The following is a 14,653-nucleotide window of genomic DNA, read 5'->3' as shown; positions in this document are numbered from 1 at the left end:
CGCGCGCTCGAAGACCGCGCCTGCGCTGGGTTGTCCTCATCTATACGACGCGACCTCCGCATGAAAGCGTCCGCGACCGCGTCGCGCAGGAGGCGCGCTTGCGTTTCGCTCCGTTACGGCTTTGAAGTGGCGCGGGACGCGTTCGTGACCGCAGCAGGTGCGGCCGCGCGGTCGATCGTGAGCGCATGCCTGTTCTGGAACGCTACATTTTCGGCCTGACGGCGAAGGCCTTCGTCGCCAGCCTCATCATCCTGACGGCGGTGATCTGGACGACGCAGGCGCTGCGCGAGTTGGACGTGGTGACCGCGCAGGGCCAGACGATCTGGATCTTCCTGCTGATCACCGGCCTCACCATTCCCTCCCTCTCCGTGATCCTCGCGCCGATCGCGCTGTTCGGCGCGGCCGTCTGGTCGCTGAACCGCCTGAACGCCGATTCCGAGCTGGTCGTGATGTCCGGCGCAGGCGTCGGCCCAGGCCGGCTGCTGCGGCCCTTGATGACGCTGACGCTGATGGTCTCGATCGTCGTCGGGCTGATGAGCGTCTGGGCGATTCCGGAATCGCTCAGGGCGCTTCGCTTCCAGCTGACGCAGGTGAGGGCCGACGTGGTCGCCAACATCCTGCGCGAGGGCCAGTTCACGCCAATCGAAGAGGGGCTCGTCGTCCACGTCCGGGAGCGCCGCGGCGGCGCGCTGCTCGGGATCTTCGTACAGGATACGCGCGACGCGCCCCAGGAGGTCACCTACCTCGCCGAGCGCGGCCAGATCGTCGAGGAGCAGGGCTCGACCTTCCTCGTCCTGGAGAACGGTTCGGTCCAGCGGCGCGAGGCGCCGGACAAGGACCCCGCGATCGTCGTGTTCCAGCGCTACGCCTTCGACCTCTCGCCTTTTACCGGCCTGAGCGAGGTCACATCCTATAAACCACGCGAGCGCTACACTTCGGAGCTCGTGACGCCGGACGTGAACGACGCGACCTATAAGGCCCAGCCCGGCCGGTTCCGCGCCGAACTTCACGAACGGTTCGTCAATCCCTTGTACCCGGTCGCGTTCATGTTGATCGCCTTCGCCGCCATCGGCCGTCCTAGGACAACGCGTCAGACACGGGCGTACGGCGTGCTGGGCGCGATCGCGGCCATGGCGGCGCTGCGGATCGCGGGCCTCGGAGCGACCAACCTGCTCGTCGCCACGCCTTACGCCGCGTTTGCGGTCTACGGGCTTCCGATCGGCGCCGGCGCTGCGGCTCTATGGCTCGCCTTCGGGCGAAGGCCGCGCTCTCCGGCGCCGCCCGTTTCTTCGCCCCTCGCCGCCCCGGCCGGCGCGTGACCAGCGCGTTCGCCTTTCCCGTCGGCCCGCTCACCGGGACGCTGTCGCGCTACTTCGCGCGCAAGGTCGCGCTGTCGATCGTCGGCGTCATCCTCGCCACGATCCTGCTCGTCTTCGTCGTCGATTTCGTCGAGCTTCTGCGCCGGGCGGGCGACGCCCGCGGCGGCGGGGCCTCAATCACGGCGATCGCCAACCTCTCGCTGCACCGGACGCCCGCGATCATCGAGCGCGTGCTGCCGTTCGCGACCCTGTTCGGCGCGATGGGGGCTTTCGTGATGCTCAGCCGCCGGCTCGAGTTGGTGGTGGCGCGGGCGAGCGGCGTCTCGGCCTGGCAGTTCCTGGCGCCGGCCGTCGCCGTGGCCGTCGCCGTCGGCGTGGTCTCGACGCTCGCGTTCAATCCGCTCGCCGCGCACATGCAGGATCGGGCCGAGCGCCTCGAGGCGCGCCTGTTTTCATCCACCGGTCGGTCCTCGGGGCAAGCTCGCTGGATCCGGCAACGCAGCATCGACGGCCAGGCGGTGATCCGCGCCAACAGCGCGGCGAGCTCTGGCGTGTCGCTCAACGGCGTCACCGTCTTCAGCTTCACGCCGGAGGGCCAGTTCCGGGAGCGCATCGAGGCGCGCAACGCCAAGCTGGTCGACGGCGCCTGGGATCTGGACGACGTGCGGGTGGTCGCGGTGGGCCGGGAGCCGCAATCCCTGGCGCGCTATCGGCTGCCGACGAATCTGTCCGCGGCGCAGGTCCGCGAGACGCTCGGCGCGAAGACCATGGTTGGGTTCTGGAACCTACCCGGCGCCATCGCTCTCGCGGAACGCGCGGGACTGTCGCCTCTGCGCCACAGGCTTGAACTCCAAGAACTTCTTGCCCGTCCGGCGCTCCTGACCGCCATGGTGCTTATCGCCGCGACCGTCGCGCTCCGGTTCTTCCGGTTCGGGGGGGTGGCCCGAACGATTCTCGGTGGCGTGGGTGCGGGCTTCGTGCTTTATGTCGTCACCGAATTCGCCGACGATTTGGGGGCGGCGGGCCTAGTGAATCCAGTCGCGGCGGCATGGCTTCCAGCCGTTGTTGGATGTCTCGTGGGCGCCACCGTGTTGTTGCATCAGGAGGACGGATGACGCCGGCGACGCGCCCCGCCCTTCCCACATCTGGCAGTTCATTCCGACCGATGCAGCTTCTCGGCCGTTTCCTCGTCGCCGCGCTTCTCAGCACGACCGCTCTCGCCGTCGCGACGCCCTCGTTCGCTCAGAACGCGAATGAGTTCATTCCGGCTCCGCCCAACGAGAAAAAAACGAGCAAGGGCGGCATCCCGAACTTCATGTCGTCCGGCGCGTCTTCGGGCGGCGCCGTCATCGACCGCTCCACGGCCGCCCGCCGCGATCCGAACGCGCGGATGCTGATGGAGGCGAAGGAGCTGGTCTACGACTTCAACAACGAGGTCGTGACCGCGGTCGGCTCAGTCGACATCTACTACCAGGGCCGGGCCGTACAGGCCGACCGGGTCGCCTATGACCAGAAGGCGAACCGCGTCCGCGCCACCGGCAACGTCAAGCTGACCGAGCGCGACGGCACGATCGTCTACACGAACTCGGCCGACCTCAGCGACGATCTGCGCGATGGATTCATCGAGTCGATCCGCGTGCAGACCACGGACAACGCGCGGCTCGCAGCCGCCCGCGGCCGTCGCGAAGGCGGCAAGCTGTCCGTGTTCGACCGCGCCGTCTACACCGCCTGCGAGCCGTGCCGGGACAATCCCGAGAAGCCGCCGCTCTGGCAGATCAAGGCGAAGCGCATCATCTTCCGCGAAGACGAGAAGATGGTCTATTACGAAGACGCCACGTTCGAGCTCTACGGCTACCCGATCGCCTGGCTGCCGTTCTTCTCGCACCCCGATCCGTCCGTGAAGCGGAAGTCCGGCTTCCTAGCGCCGAGCTACGGTCATTCGGGCGACATCGGCTATTCGATCGAGACGCCCTACTTCTGGGCGATCGCGCCGAACATGGACGCCACGATCGCTCCGATCATCACGTCCAAGCAGGGCGTGATGATGAAGGGCGAATTCCGCCATCGCCTGATCGACGGCGCCTACAAGATCCGCGCCGCCGGCATCCACCAGCTCGACAGCGACCAGTTCGACGACAAGCTCGACCCGTCGGACCCCAACAGCCTGACGATCGGGCCCGGCGACAAGGACAACCGCTGGACCTTCCAGTCGGACGGCGAGTTCGCGATCAACGACAAGTGGAAGTGGGGCTGGGACGTCGCGCTCTACTCCGACAAATGGGTGCGCGGCGACTACGACCTCTGGGGATCGAAGCGGGAGGCCACCTCGACGCTCTACCTCACGGGCCAGGGCGATCGCAGCTACTTCGATCTTCGCGGGTACCACTTCTACGGCATGACCCGCTTCGACCAGCAGGACCGGCTGCCGAACGTCGCGCCGGTTCTCGACTACAACTACGTGTTCGAGAACCCGGTCTACGGCGGCGAGTTGGCGTTCAACGTCAACGCCACCAGCCTCTACCGCGAGGACAACGAGTTCCGCCGCGGGCGGCTCGGCGTCGGCTCGTTCAGTGACGTGGCGCTGATCGGCGCCGCGGGGACCTACAGCCGCCTTTCCGTCGACACCGAGTGGCGCAAGCGCTACGTCGACCCCATCGGCCAGGTTTGGACGCCCTTCGCCTTCCTGCGCGGCGACCTCATCTATTCAAACCCGGACTCCTCCGCCCGGGTCGGGCCGTTCTTCGACGACGGCCAGGAGGCGTTCCTCCGCGGCATGGGGGGCGTTGGCCTCGAGTATCGCTATCCCTTCATCGCGATGAATAGCCTCGGCACGCATCAGATCGAGCCGATCGCGCAGATCATCCTGCGGCCGAACGAGACCCACATCGGCGACTTCGCCAACGAAGACGCCCAGAGCCTGATGTTCGACGACACCACGCTGTTCTCGTGGAACAAGTTCTCCGGCTTCGACCGCATCGAAGGCGGCAGCCGCGCGAACGTCGGCCTGTCCTACACGCTGACCACGGCCGGCGGGGCGTCGTTCAACGTGATGGGCGGCCAGTCCTACCATCTGTTCGGCAAGAACTCGTTCGCGAACGGCGACGAGGACGCAGCACGCACCGGGTTGCAGTCCGGTCTGGACACGACGCGCTCCGACTACGTCGCCGGCGCGAGCTTCGTGCCCGTGAAGAACTTCGGGCTGGCGACGCATTTCCGGTTCGACGAGAAGAGCTTCGCCGTTCGCTCGGCCGAACTCGAAGGCCGCGCGACGCTGGGCCGTTTCCAGGGCAACTTGTCCTACGGCCGCTACGACAAGCAGCGGGAGCTCGGCTACGACGACGTCCGTGAGGGGGTGCTCGCCGGCGCGCGCGTCTTCGTCACCAAGGATTTCTATGTCGGCGGCGGCGCCCGCTACAATTTCGACCGGAACGAGTTCGACAAGAGCCAGATCGGCTTCGGCGTCAACAACATCGAAGACTGCATCAATCTCGCGTTCGACTACATCCGCGAGTACGACATCGACACCAGCGCGAGGCGTCTCGACAGCATCGATCACAAGTTCCTGCTGAGGGTCGACTTCCGGACGCTGGGCTCTGCGAGCATCTCGACCAGCCGCTCGAACGACGTGTTCGACGGCGAGAACTGATCCGGCGCCTCACGACGGTTGACGGGCCGCCCGGCGGCGGGGAAAAAGACCGCCGCATGACAGCCGCGGCCGCGACTCCAAGCGTCCGCCCGACGAAACGGAACCCGACGTCCATGCTTTCGCATCCTCGTCCCCTGCGCTCCCGCCTTCGCCGGCTCGTTCTTCCCGCAGTCGTGGGCGCGGCGCTCTCCGGCGCCGCCCTGCCCGCCTCCGCCCAGTCGATCGCGGTCGTGGTGAACGGCCAGCCGATCCTGTCGAGCGAAGTGACGGGACGCGTCGCGCTGATGAACCTCGCCGGCGGCGGCAAGGGCGGCTCCGTGGCGGCCGCCCGCCAGGAGCTGATCGACGAGAAGTTGAAGCTCACCGAGGCTAAGCGCTACAACATGGTCGTGAGCGACGAGCAGGTCGAGGCCGCCTTCGCGTCGATCGCCCAGCGCACCAAGCTGTCGCCCGCCCAGTTCACCCAGGCGATCGGCCAGCGCGGCGTGCCCGCACGGACGCTGAAGGACCGGCTGAAGGCCGAGATCTCCTGGGCGCAGCTCGTGCGCCGCAAGTTCGCGGCGCAGATCGCAGCCCGTGAGAAGGACATCGTCTCGAGCGTCGGCGCCGGGGGCAAGCCGGACAACCGCGCGACGCAGTATACGCTGCGCCAGGTCGTGTTCGTGCTGCCGAAGAACGCCTCCGAGGCGCAGGTCAACCAGCGCCGCGCCGAGGCCAACGCCGCCCGCGGACGCTTCCCCGGCTGCGAACAGGCGGTTCAGTTCGCGTCCAGCCTGCGCGACGTCGCCGTGAAGGAGCCGATCACGCGCTCCACCGCGCAGCTCGGCAAGCCGATTTCGGACAACCTCGCCAAGGTAAAGGTCGGCGGACTAACCTCGCCGGAGCGCAGCGAGCAGGGCGTCGAGATGATCGCGATCTGCGAGCGCAAGGACATCGCCGACGACAGCATGATCCGGCGGCAGGCGGCCGAGGAGCTCGGCAGCAAGCAGGCCGAAGAGCAGTCCAAGAAGTACCTCGACCAGCTGAAGAGCCGCGCCATCATCGAAGTCCGCGGGTAGCATGACCGGTCTCGTCGACGTCCCGCTCGCTCTCAGCCAGGGCGAGCCGTCAGGCGTCGGCCCCGAGATCGCGCTCATGCTGTGGGCCGCGCGCAAGAGGCGCGACGTGCCCGCCTTCGTCGCGATCGGCGATCCGGCGCTGTTTGCGGCGCGCGCCAAGCTGATCGGACTCGACGCGCCCGTGGTCGAGGCGGAGCCCGAGGCCGCCCCAGCGCTGTTCGCGGACCGCTTCCCCGTCGCGCCGATCGGCGAGCGCTGCGTCGCGGAGCCCGGCCACCCCGACGTGCGCGACGCGGCGACGGTCATCGGAGCGATCCGTCACGGCGTCGAGCTCGTGCACGCCGGCCGTTGCGCCGCGCTGGTGACCGCCCCGATCGCAAAGGCGCCCCTGGTCGAGGCGGGTTTCCCTCACCCTGGCCACACCGAGTATCTCGGCGCGCTGGCCGAAAGCCTCTGGGGCGCGCCTTGCCGCGCCGTCATGCTGCTGTGGGCCGAGGAGATCGCGGTCGTCCCCGTCACCGTCCACATCCCCCTGAGCGAAGCGCCCAAGCGCCTCACCGAGGAGGAGATCGTCGAGACGGCACGGATCGTCGCGCGCGACATGCGTCGTCGCTTCCGCGTGGAGGAGCCGCGGCTCGCCGTCTCCGGGCTGAACCCGCACGCGGGCGAGAACGGCGTGTTGGGCCCTGAGGACGACGCGATCGTCGCGCCCGCCGTTCGGCGCCTGAAGGCCGAGGGCATCATGGCCACCGGCCCGCACCCGGCGGACACCCTTTTCCACGCCGCCGCCCGCGCCCGGTACGACGTCGCGATCTGCATGTACCACGACCAGGCGCTGATCCCGGTGAAGACGCTCGCCTTCGACCGCGCGGTGAACGTCACGCTCGGCCTGCCCTTCGTGCGCACCTCGCCTGACCACGGCACGGCCTTCGACATCGCCGGCACGGGCACGGCGAACCCCGAGAGCCTGGCCAGCGCGCTCACCCTCGCCCGCCGCCTGTCCCGCGAGCCCGCGCTCGCGTGAGCGCCATCGACGACCTGCCTCCCCTCCGTGAGGTGATCAGCCGGCACGAGCTGGCCGCCAAGAAGTCGCTCGGCCAGAATTTTCTGCTCGATCTGAACCTCACGGCCCGCATCGCCCGCACGGGCGGGCGGCTGGAGGGCGTGACCGTGGTCGAGGTCGGCCCCGGTCCCGGAGGCCTCACCCGAGGGCTGCTGGCGGAAGGCGCGAAGCGCGTCATCGCCATCGAGAAGGACACGCGGGCGCTCGGCGCGCTGGCGGAGATCGCCGCGCGCTATCCCGGCCGGCTGGACGTCATCTCCGGCGACGCCCTGGAGGTCGACATGGCGGCGCTGGCGGCGGACGGGCCGGCGCGCGTGGTCGCGAACCTGCCCTACAACGTCGCGACCCCGCTGCTTATCGGCTGGGTCGCCGCCGACCGCTGGCCGCCGTGGTGGGACGGGCTCACGCTAATGTTCCAGCGCGAGGTGGCGGAGCGCATCGTGGCTCAGCCCGGCGACGACGCCTATGGCCGCCTCGGCGTGCTTTGCGGCTGGCGCTGCGAGGCGCGGATCGCCTTCGACGTCGGCCCGCAGGCCTTCACGCCGCCGCCCAAGGTGACGTCTTCGGTGGTGCGGCTCACGCCACGCGAGACTCCTCTGCCCTGCCCTGTCCGCGCGCTTGAAGCCGTGACGCAGGCCGCCTTCGGCCAACGCCGCAAGATGCTGCGCCAGAGCCTCAAGAGCCTCGGCGACGCCGCGGCCCTGCTGGCCGCCGCCGGCGTCGAGCCCACGCGTCGGGCAGAGGAGATCCCCGTGGAGGGCTTCGTGGCGCTGGCGCGCGCCTTTGAGGCGACGCGGGGCTGAGCCTGCGCGCCACGTCTGAAATCGTATAGGGTCCGCCGATCCGCCACGTAGCAAGGGACCGCCTTGGCCCGTAAGATTCCCGCTCCCCCGAAAGCTTCAAAGTCCGCCCCGCCGCGCGGCCTGCCCACGCGCGAAGAGCTCGTCGCCTTCATCAAGGCCGAGGGCGGCAAGGTCGGGAAGCGCGAGATCGCCCGCGCCTTCCGCATCACCGGCGGGGCGCGGATCGAGCTGAAGCAGATGTTGGCCGAGCTCGAATCGGAGCGGGTGCTCGACCGGCGCGGCAAGCGGATCGGGACGGCGGGCCACCTGCCGTCGGTCGTGCTCGCCGACGTCACCGGCCGCGACCGCGACGGCGACCTGCTCGCCAAGCCCGCCGATTGGGACGAGGACGAGTTCGGCCCGGCTCCGGTGATCCTGGTCGACGTCCCGACCCGCGGCCGCAAGCCGGGCCTCGCGCCCGGCGTGGGCGACCGCATCCTGATGCGCGCCGAGCCGCTCGGCGACATCGACCCCGGCGGTCCGACGCACCAGGGCCGCGTCATCAAGATCCTGTCGAAGCCTTCGGCGCGCGTGCTCGGCATCTTCCGCGAGTTGCCGGACGGCTCCGGCCGGCTCGTTCCGGTCTCCAAACGTGACGCCGGCAAGGAGCTCGCGATCGCAGCCGACGCGACCGACGGCGCGAAGGACGGCGACCTGATCGCGGCCGAAATCGTCAAGCAGGGCCGCTACGGCCTTCCGGCGGCCCGGGTGCGAGAACGGCTGGGTTCGTTGAAGAGCGAGAAGGCGGTGAGCCTGATCGCGATCCACGCCCACGCGATCCCCCACGTCTTCCCCCGCGAGGCGCTCGCGGAGGCTGAGGCCGCGCGCGAAGCGACCATGAAGGGGCGCGAGGACTGGCGGCGGCTCCCGCTCGTCACCATCGACCCCGCCGACGCCAAGGACCACGACGATGCGGTCCACGCCGAGCCGGACCCCGACCCGAACAACGCCGGCGGCCACATCGTCACCGTCGCGATCGCCGACGTCGCGGCCTATGTCAGGCCGGGCTCCGCGCTGGACCTCCAGGCGCTCGACCGCGGCAATTCGGTCTATTTCCCGGACCGGGTCGTGCCGATGCTGCCCGAGCGCATCTCCAACGACCTCTGCTCGCTGCGGGAGAAGGAGAACCGGCCGGCGCTGGCGGTGCGGATGTACGTGGGCAAGGACGGGCGCAAGCTCCGCCACTCCTTCCACCGCATCATGATGAAGTCGGCGGCGAAGCTCTCCTACAGCCAGGCCCAGGCCGCGATCGACGGCGCGCCGGACGAAGCCACCGGCCCGCTGCTGGAGCCGGTGCTGAAGCCGCTTTGGGCCGCCTACGCCTCGCTGAAGGCGGCGCGCGACGCCCGCGGGCCACTCGACCTCGATCTTCCCGAGCGAAAGCTGGTGCTCAAGCCGGATGGGACGGTCGACCGCGTGATCGTGCCGCCGCGCCTCGACGCTCATAGGCTGATCGAGGAGTTCATGATCCAGGCCAACGTGGCCGCGGCCGAAACGCTGGAGACCAAGCGCACGCCGCTCGTCTACCGCGTTCACGACGCGCCCTCGATCGAAAAGCTCACGGCGCTGCGCGAGCTGCTGGCGACGCTCGACATTGAATTCGCCCAGTCCGGAAATCTCAGGCCCGCCGCCTTCAACAGGATCCTCGCCCGGGTTGAAGATTCCGAAAATGCCAGCCTCGTCAACGAGGTGGTGCTGCGCACCCAGGCGCAGGCGGAGTACGCCTCCGAAAATTACGGCCACTTCGGCCTGAACCTCCGCCGCTACGCGCACTTCACCTCGCCGATCCGGCGCTACGCCGACCTGATCGTGCACCGGGCGCTGATCCGCGCCCTCGAGCTCGGCTCCGACGGCCTGCCGGAGACGGCGACGCCCGAGACGCTGGGCGAGATCGGCGCGCGCATCTCGGCGGCCGAGCGCCGCGCCATGGCCGCCGAGCGAGAGACGGTCGATCGGCTGATCGCGCATTTCCTGGCGGACCGGGTCGGCGCGACCTTCACCGGCCGCATTGCGGGCGTCACCCGCTCCGGCCTGTTCGTGAAGCTTGATGAGACCGGCGCGGACGGCTTCGTGCCGATCGGCTCGCTCGGCAACGACTACTTCGTGCACGACGAGGCGGCGCGGGCGCTCACGGGCAGCGCCACCGGCGAGAGCTTCCGGCTGGGCGACACGGTCGAGGTGAAGCTGGTCGAAGCGGCCCCGGTCGCCGGCGCGCTCCGGTTTGAGATGTTGTCCGAAGGACGCGCGGCGCGTCCCGCCGGCCGCGGCAAGCGCGGCCTCCGCCGCGCCGCTGCGACGGCGCGACCCTCGAAAGCCGGCCCGAAAGGACCTAAGTCAGGGCCGAAGAAGCCGCCGTCGAAGTCGGGCAAAGGACGCCGTTCATGAGCGCACACGTAACGATCGCAGGCGGCGGCGCCGAGGAAAGCCGTCCGGTCGCCCGCTCGATGGGCCGCGGCCTGATGCTTCGCTGTCCCGCCTGCGGAGAGGGTCGCCTCTTCCGCGCGTACCTCAAGGTCGTCGACGCCTGCGAAAACTGCGGCGAGGAGCTGCATCACCAGCGCGCCGACGACGCCCCGCCCTACGTCGTCATCACCATCGTCGCCCACGTCGTGGTGGCGGGGCTGCTCGCGGTGGAGGTGGCGTACAAGCCCGAGGTCTGGGTGCATCTCGTGCTCTGGATGCCGCTGACGATCATCCTGTCGCTCGCTTTGCTGCCGCCGGTGAAGGGCGCGCTCGTGGGGCTGCAGTGGGCCCTGCGCATGCACGGCTTCGGCGGCGAGGACGACAGCGCCCATCTCGCGGATGGCGGGCTCAAGCCGGAGCGCCGCCCGTGAGCGACGGCGGCGCCGAGCAGATCGCCGAAGCCGCGCCCGCGAAGGCCTCCGCCCCCGCCTCGTTCCCAAGGACGCGGCGACCCTCATCCTGGTGGACCGGCAGGCGTCCGAGCCGAAGCTGCTGATGGGCAAGCGCCACGAGGGCGTGCGCTTCATGCCCGGCAAATACGTGTTCCCCGGCGGGCGCGTGGAGCCGGAGGACGGTCGCGTCAACATCGCCGGCGCCTACGCGCCGCACGTGGAGCGCCGGCTGCAGGCGGGCGTGCAACGTCCGTCGATCACCCGCGCCCGCGCCTACGGCCTCGCCGCCATCCGCGAGCTCGCGGAGGAGACCGGCCTGCTCATCGGCGAGACCGAGACCGGCGCCTTCGAACCCCGCGGCGAGGCCTGGAAGCCTTTCGCCGAGGCCGACGTGTTCCCCTCGCTCGAGGGGCTGCACTTCGTCGCCCGCGCCATCACGCCTCCCGGCCGGCCAAAGCGCTTCGACACCCGCTTCTTCGCGGGCGACGCCAGCCTGGTGACGGCGAAGGTGGACGGGATCGTCACGGCCGACGCCGAGTTGGTCGAGCTGGTGTGGGTCTCGCTCTCGGAGGCCCGCGAACTAAACCTGCCGGCGATCACCCGCATCGTGATCGACGATCTCGCCCGCCGGATGGACGAGGGCCTGGAGCGGGACCTGCCGGTGCCGTTCTACCGCCAGGGCTCCCAGTCCGAACGCGCATATCTGTAGGTCGGCGTCAGCCCGCGTCCCATCGAATGTCCCGAGGATAAGCCCGCCGGCCGAGATCGCTCTCCGTCGGCGGGCTTATGGGTTCCGGGACGTCGCCCGGAATGACGAAGGGATTCACCGCATCAGCGAGACCGAAACCGGCTTACAAATCAGCGGACGCCGTCGGCGCAGTTGTAGTCGTCTTTGGCGTTGGCGAGCGCTTTGGTCACCGTGCCGGAGACCGTTTTGTCCAGGACAACGCAGACGTCGTAGCTCAGCGTGCCGCCCGCGGGAAAGCCGTCGAAGGGCTGCGAGGTCGTCGGCGTGTCGTAAACCTGGTTGATCGACATGCCGTAGTAAGCCGTCGAACCCCAGGCCGTCTTCTTGCTCGTCGTGGTGGCGTTGGGGTTGTCGTAGGGCAGCTCATACTGCGCCGACTGGTAGGGCCACTCGTAGTCGCAGGGGATCTTCTGGTCCTGGAATGGGCAGCCGTTGCCGTTGTTGTAGGTCGTCGAGGTGATCCCGCGGCCGTCGGCGTAGCCCTGACGAGTGCGCGTGCTGCTGTAGGGCCGCGGCTCGACGAGCCCCATCTCGAACCCTCCCGCGGTCAGCACGGAGTAGCGCGACCCCTTATTGGTGGTTTCCCAGGTCCAGGTCGAGTTCCGAGTGAGCGGGGTTGTCAAGGTGCGGAACTGGTAGCGGTCGCCCCAGAGCACCTGCTTGATCGGGCCCGGCGTCGCGCCGTCGAAGTTCAGCACCCCGTACGGCCCGCGCAGGTCGAAGCTCGCGCGGTTCGCCCCCGGCAGGTTGTCGAGCATCACCTGCGTCCGGATGCGCGGATGGTCCTTGCCCTCCTCGAAGTACCAGGTGATCCGCACGGGCAGCTGGTAGAGCTTATAGGACGCCGCCGTGAGCGGCAGCTTGGGCGAATCGCCGCCCGTGTTCGGGTCGAGCGTCGTCGCGTTGATGGTGCCGTAGCGGGGATAGCTCACCTGATACTGGATCGCGGCCTTTTTCGGCGTCGAGGTCGACAGCGGGACCCGGGTCGCCGCGAACCCGCGGCCGAGCGGCGAGTCGTCCTTGCTGAAGATCTTGCCGGCGATCGTGTCCTGCGTGTTGTCCGAAAAATCGCGGTAGCGCTCGTGCGACACGAAATAGCCGAAGCCCTCCGCGGACGACGGCGGGTTGGCCCGCATCGTCTTCCAGACCCCGTTCGACAGGTACTCGTAGGTGAACTGCACGGCGTAGCCGCCGTGGCCGGCGTTGCCCTCGCCCTCGCGTTTCAGCGAGACGGAGCGCTTGCGGCCTTTTGAATCGAGCCAGCTGTAGCGGTCGACCTTGAAGCCGTTGACCGTCGTCTGCTGGATGAGAATGTTGGCCTTCGCTGGCGCCGCCGTCCCCAGACCGCAGGCGAGCGCCAGAGCGCCAGCCCCGGCGATGCGGAAGAATGTCATTGTCCTAGTCCCCCTGTGGTGCGCGGGTCACGGCCGCATGGACCCCGCCTCGGCGGCGCATGCGGCGGAGCCTCGGAAACAGCGTCCCCCCGACGCTGTTCGCCCTGCGCGATAAGTCCAATCTAGGTCCAAAAGCATCCCCGTGGTCAATCGCTATTTTCTGCCGCCGGGCTGCGCACGGGTCGCCGCCGGAGCGTGGGGAGTGGCGCTTCCGGCGCGCCTGTGCTTTCTGCGCCCGGCCATGACCGCCGTCGCAGACCCTCTCGCCGACTTCACGCCACGCGACCGCAGGATCGGCATCACGGTGGCGATCGCCTGCGTGTCGCTGGTCGGCGTCGGGCTCAGCCTGTCCATTCCGCTGCTGTCCTTCGCCATGGAACGCCGCGGCGCGAGCGGCGCCATGATTGGGCTGAACACCGCCATGGGCGGCTTGGCCACGGTCGCGGTCGCGCCGTTCATCCCGCGACTCGCCGCCGCGATCGGGGTGCGGCCGACGTTGCTCCTCGCCCTCGCCATCGGCGCCGCCGCCATCCTCGGCTTCGCGTTCATCCAGCCGTTCTGGGCCTGGTTTCCGCTGCGGTTCGCCTTCGGCGTCTCGCTAGCCATCATGTTCGTGCTGTCGGAGTTCTGGATCAACGCGCTGGCCCCCGCTCAGTCGCGGGGACTGGTGATGGGCGTCTACGTCACCGCGCTGTCGGTCGGCCTCGGCGCGGGTCCATTGATCCTGGCCGGCGTCGGCATGGATTCGCTCGCGCCGTACCTGACCTGCGCCGCCCTGTTCGTGGTCGCGGCCGGCCCGCTGCTGTTCGCAGGCTGCTCCGCCCCGCCGCTGGAGCGCGCCGAAAAGGGCCGCGGCGTCTTGTTCTTCCTCGCGCTCGCCCCCGTCGCCACGCTCTCCGCCTTCATTTTCGGCGCGGTGGAGACCGGCGCCTTCGCCTTCCTGCCGCTCTATGGCGTGAGCCTTGGCTTCGGCGCCACCACCGCGGCTCTGCTGGTGACCGCGATGGAGGTCGGCAACGTGCTGCTGCAGATCCCGCTCGGCCTGCTGAGCGACCGGATGGACCGCCGCAAGCTGCTGCTCGGGATCGGCGTCGTCGGCTTCCTCGGCGCCTTGGCGATTCCCTTGGCCGGAGCCTCGGCGGCGCTGCTCTACACAGTGGTCGCGCTCTGGGGCGGCGTCGTGTGCGGGCTCTACACCGTCGCCCTCGCCCACCTCGGCGCGCGGTTCTCGGGGACTGATCTGGCGACCGCCAACGCGGCCTTCGTGGTGACGTACTCGCTTGGGCTGATCGCGGGCCCCCCTGTGCTGGGCGTCGGCTTCGACCTGTGGCCGCCTTACGGCGCGCCGGCCGCGATCGCCGTGCTGATGGGCGTTTTCGCCCTCGTCGCGGCCTGGCGGGTGCGCGCGCCGTCTTGACACAAGGCCGCGCCTGAGTAGGTTGCGCCCTCACATTCAGACGCTGGCGTTTCGCGCGCCCGCCCGCACGAGGTCAACGCCATGGCGAAAGCCGCCAACATCAAGATCAAGCTGCTGAGCACCGCCGACACCGGCGTGTTCTATGTGACCAGCAAGAACTCCCGCACCAAGACCGAGAAGATGGTGCTCAAGAAGTACGATCCGGTCGCCAAGAAGCACGTCGAGTTCAAGGAGACCAAGATCAAGTGATCTTGGCCTGAAGCCGTTTCGAGGCTTTGCGACGAGGCGCCCTTCGGGGCGCCTTTTGCGTT

Annotated in this window: 12 protein-coding genes; 11 read left to right on the top strand and 1 reads right to left on the bottom strand. The window is 69.1% G+C overall.

Annotated elements, in window-relative coordinates:
* The first annotated feature begins 185 nt into the window (after positions 1 to 185).
* From lptF to METY_RS06970, 9 genes are all read left to right on the top strand, one after another.
* Complete coding sequence (gene lptF, locus METY_RS07010; protein WP_103120666.1) at positions 186 to 1,319, top strand: LPS export ABC transporter permease LptF; 1,134 nt, start codon at positions 186 to 188, stop codon at positions 1,317 to 1,319.
* A complete protein-coding gene (gene lptG, locus METY_RS07005; RefSeq protein ID WP_103120704.1) occupies positions 1,316 to 2,434 on the top strand; it encodes an LPS export ABC transporter permease LptG in 1,119 nt (372 codons plus the stop codon). Before lptF ends, lptG begins: the two co-directional genes overlap by 4 nt.
* Entirely contained in the window at positions 2,431 to 4,965 is a 2,535-nt protein-coding gene (locus tag METY_RS07000; RefSeq protein ID WP_244593554.1) for an LPS-assembly protein LptD, read from the top strand. The genes lptG and METY_RS07000 overlap by 4 nt, the downstream gene beginning before the upstream one ends.
* 113 nt (positions 4,966 to 5,078) lie before the next feature.
* On the top strand, positions 5,079 to 6,023 hold the full coding sequence (locus METY_RS06995) for a SurA N-terminal domain-containing protein (protein ID WP_103120664.1): 945 nt from the start codon (positions 5,079 to 5,081) through the stop codon (positions 6,021 to 6,023).
* 1 nt (position 6,024) lies between these two features.
* A complete protein-coding gene (pdxA, locus tag METY_RS06990; protein ID WP_103120663.1) occupies positions 6,025 to 7,047 on the top strand; it encodes a 4-hydroxythreonine-4-phosphate dehydrogenase PdxA in 1,023 nt (340 codons plus the stop codon).
* A complete protein-coding gene (rsmA, locus tag METY_RS06985) occupies positions 7,044 to 7,889 on the top strand; it encodes a 16S rRNA (adenine(1518)-N(6)/adenine(1519)-N(6))-dimethyltransferase RsmA (protein WP_103120662.1) in 846 nt (281 codons plus the stop codon). Before pdxA ends, rsmA begins: the two co-directional genes overlap by 4 nt.
* Positions 7,890 to 7,952: 63 nt before the next feature.
* Complete coding sequence (rnr, locus tag METY_RS06980; RefSeq protein ID WP_103120661.1) at positions 7,953 to 10,313, top strand: ribonuclease R; 2,361 nt, start codon at positions 7,953 to 7,955, stop codon at positions 10,311 to 10,313.
* Positions 10,310 to 10,762 (top strand): DUF983 domain-containing protein, encoded by a 453-nt coding sequence (locus METY_RS06975; protein WP_103120660.1) that lies wholly within the window; start codon positions 10,310 to 10,312, stop codon positions 10,760 to 10,762. The genes rnr and METY_RS06975 overlap by 4 nt, the downstream gene beginning before the upstream one ends.
* Positions 10,763 to 10,853: 91 nt before the next feature.
* Positions 10,854 to 11,492, top strand: coding sequence for an NUDIX hydrolase (locus METY_RS06970; protein ID WP_244593553.1), 639 nt, complete (start codon positions 10,854 to 10,856; stop codon positions 11,490 to 11,492).
* Positions 11,493 to 11,641: 149 nt separating this feature from the next.
* Here the strand turns inward: METY_RS06970 and METY_RS06965 are convergent, their stop codons facing one another.
* Complete coding sequence (locus METY_RS06965; RefSeq protein WP_103120658.1) at positions 11,642 to 12,925, bottom strand: hypothetical protein; 1,284 nt, start codon at positions 12,923 to 12,925, stop codon at positions 11,642 to 11,644.
* Between the two features lie 241 nt (positions 12,926 to 13,166).
* Here METY_RS06965 and METY_RS06960 point away from each other — a divergent pair, with 241 nt between their 5' ends.
* Positions 13,167 to 14,342 carry an MFS transporter gene (locus METY_RS06960; RefSeq protein ID WP_244593552.1) on the top strand — a complete coding sequence of 392 codons (1,176 nt, stop codon included), beginning with the start codon at positions 13,167 to 13,169 and terminating at the stop codon, positions 14,340 to 14,342.
* An 81-nt stretch (positions 14,343 to 14,423) separates the two neighbouring features.
* A complete protein-coding gene (gene rpmG, locus METY_RS06955; RefSeq protein ID WP_103120656.1) occupies positions 14,424 to 14,591 on the top strand; it encodes a 50S ribosomal protein L33 in 168 nt (55 codons plus the stop codon).
* Positions 14,592 to 14,653: the final 62 nt, after the last annotated feature.

Origin of the sequence: Methylopila sp. Yamaguchi (assembly GCF_002897035.1) — a bacterium.
GTDB lineage: Bacteria > Pseudomonadota > Alphaproteobacteria > Rhizobiales > Methylopilaceae > Methylopila.
This window is presented reverse-complemented; position numbering and strand designations above follow the sequence as displayed.

What these genes read in the sequence shown, in the direction of transcription:
- lptF (WP_103120666.1), top strand. Translation starts at nt 186, where the DNA reads ATGCCTGTTCTGGAACGCTACATTTTCGGCCTGACGGCGAAGGCCTTC.
- METY_RS07000 (WP_244593554.1), top strand. Translation starts at nt 2,431, where the DNA reads ATGACGCCGGCGACGCGCCCCGCCCTTCCCACATCTGGCAGTTCATTC.
- METY_RS06995 (WP_103120664.1), top strand. Translation starts at nt 5,079, where the DNA reads ATGCTTTCGCATCCTCGTCCCCTGCGCTCCCGCCTTCGCCGGCTCGTT.
- pdxA (WP_103120663.1), top strand. Translation starts at nt 6,025, where the DNA reads ATGACCGGTCTCGTCGACGTCCCGCTCGCTCTCAGCCAGGGCGAGCCG.
- METY_RS06975 (WP_103120660.1), top strand. Translation starts at nt 10,310, where the DNA reads ATGAGCGCACACGTAACGATCGCAGGCGGCGGCGCCGAGGAAAGCCGT.
- METY_RS06965 (WP_103120658.1), bottom strand. Translation starts at nt 12,925, where the DNA reads ATGACATTCTTCCGCATCGCCGGGGCTGGCGCTCTGGCGCTCGCCTGC.
- METY_RS06960 (WP_244593552.1), top strand. Translation starts at nt 13,167, where the DNA reads ATGACCGCCGTCGCAGACCCTCTCGCCGACTTCACGCCACGCGACCGC.
- rpmG (WP_103120656.1), top strand. Translation starts at nt 14,424, where the DNA reads ATGGCGAAAGCCGCCAACATCAAGATCAAGCTGCTGAGCACCGCCGAC.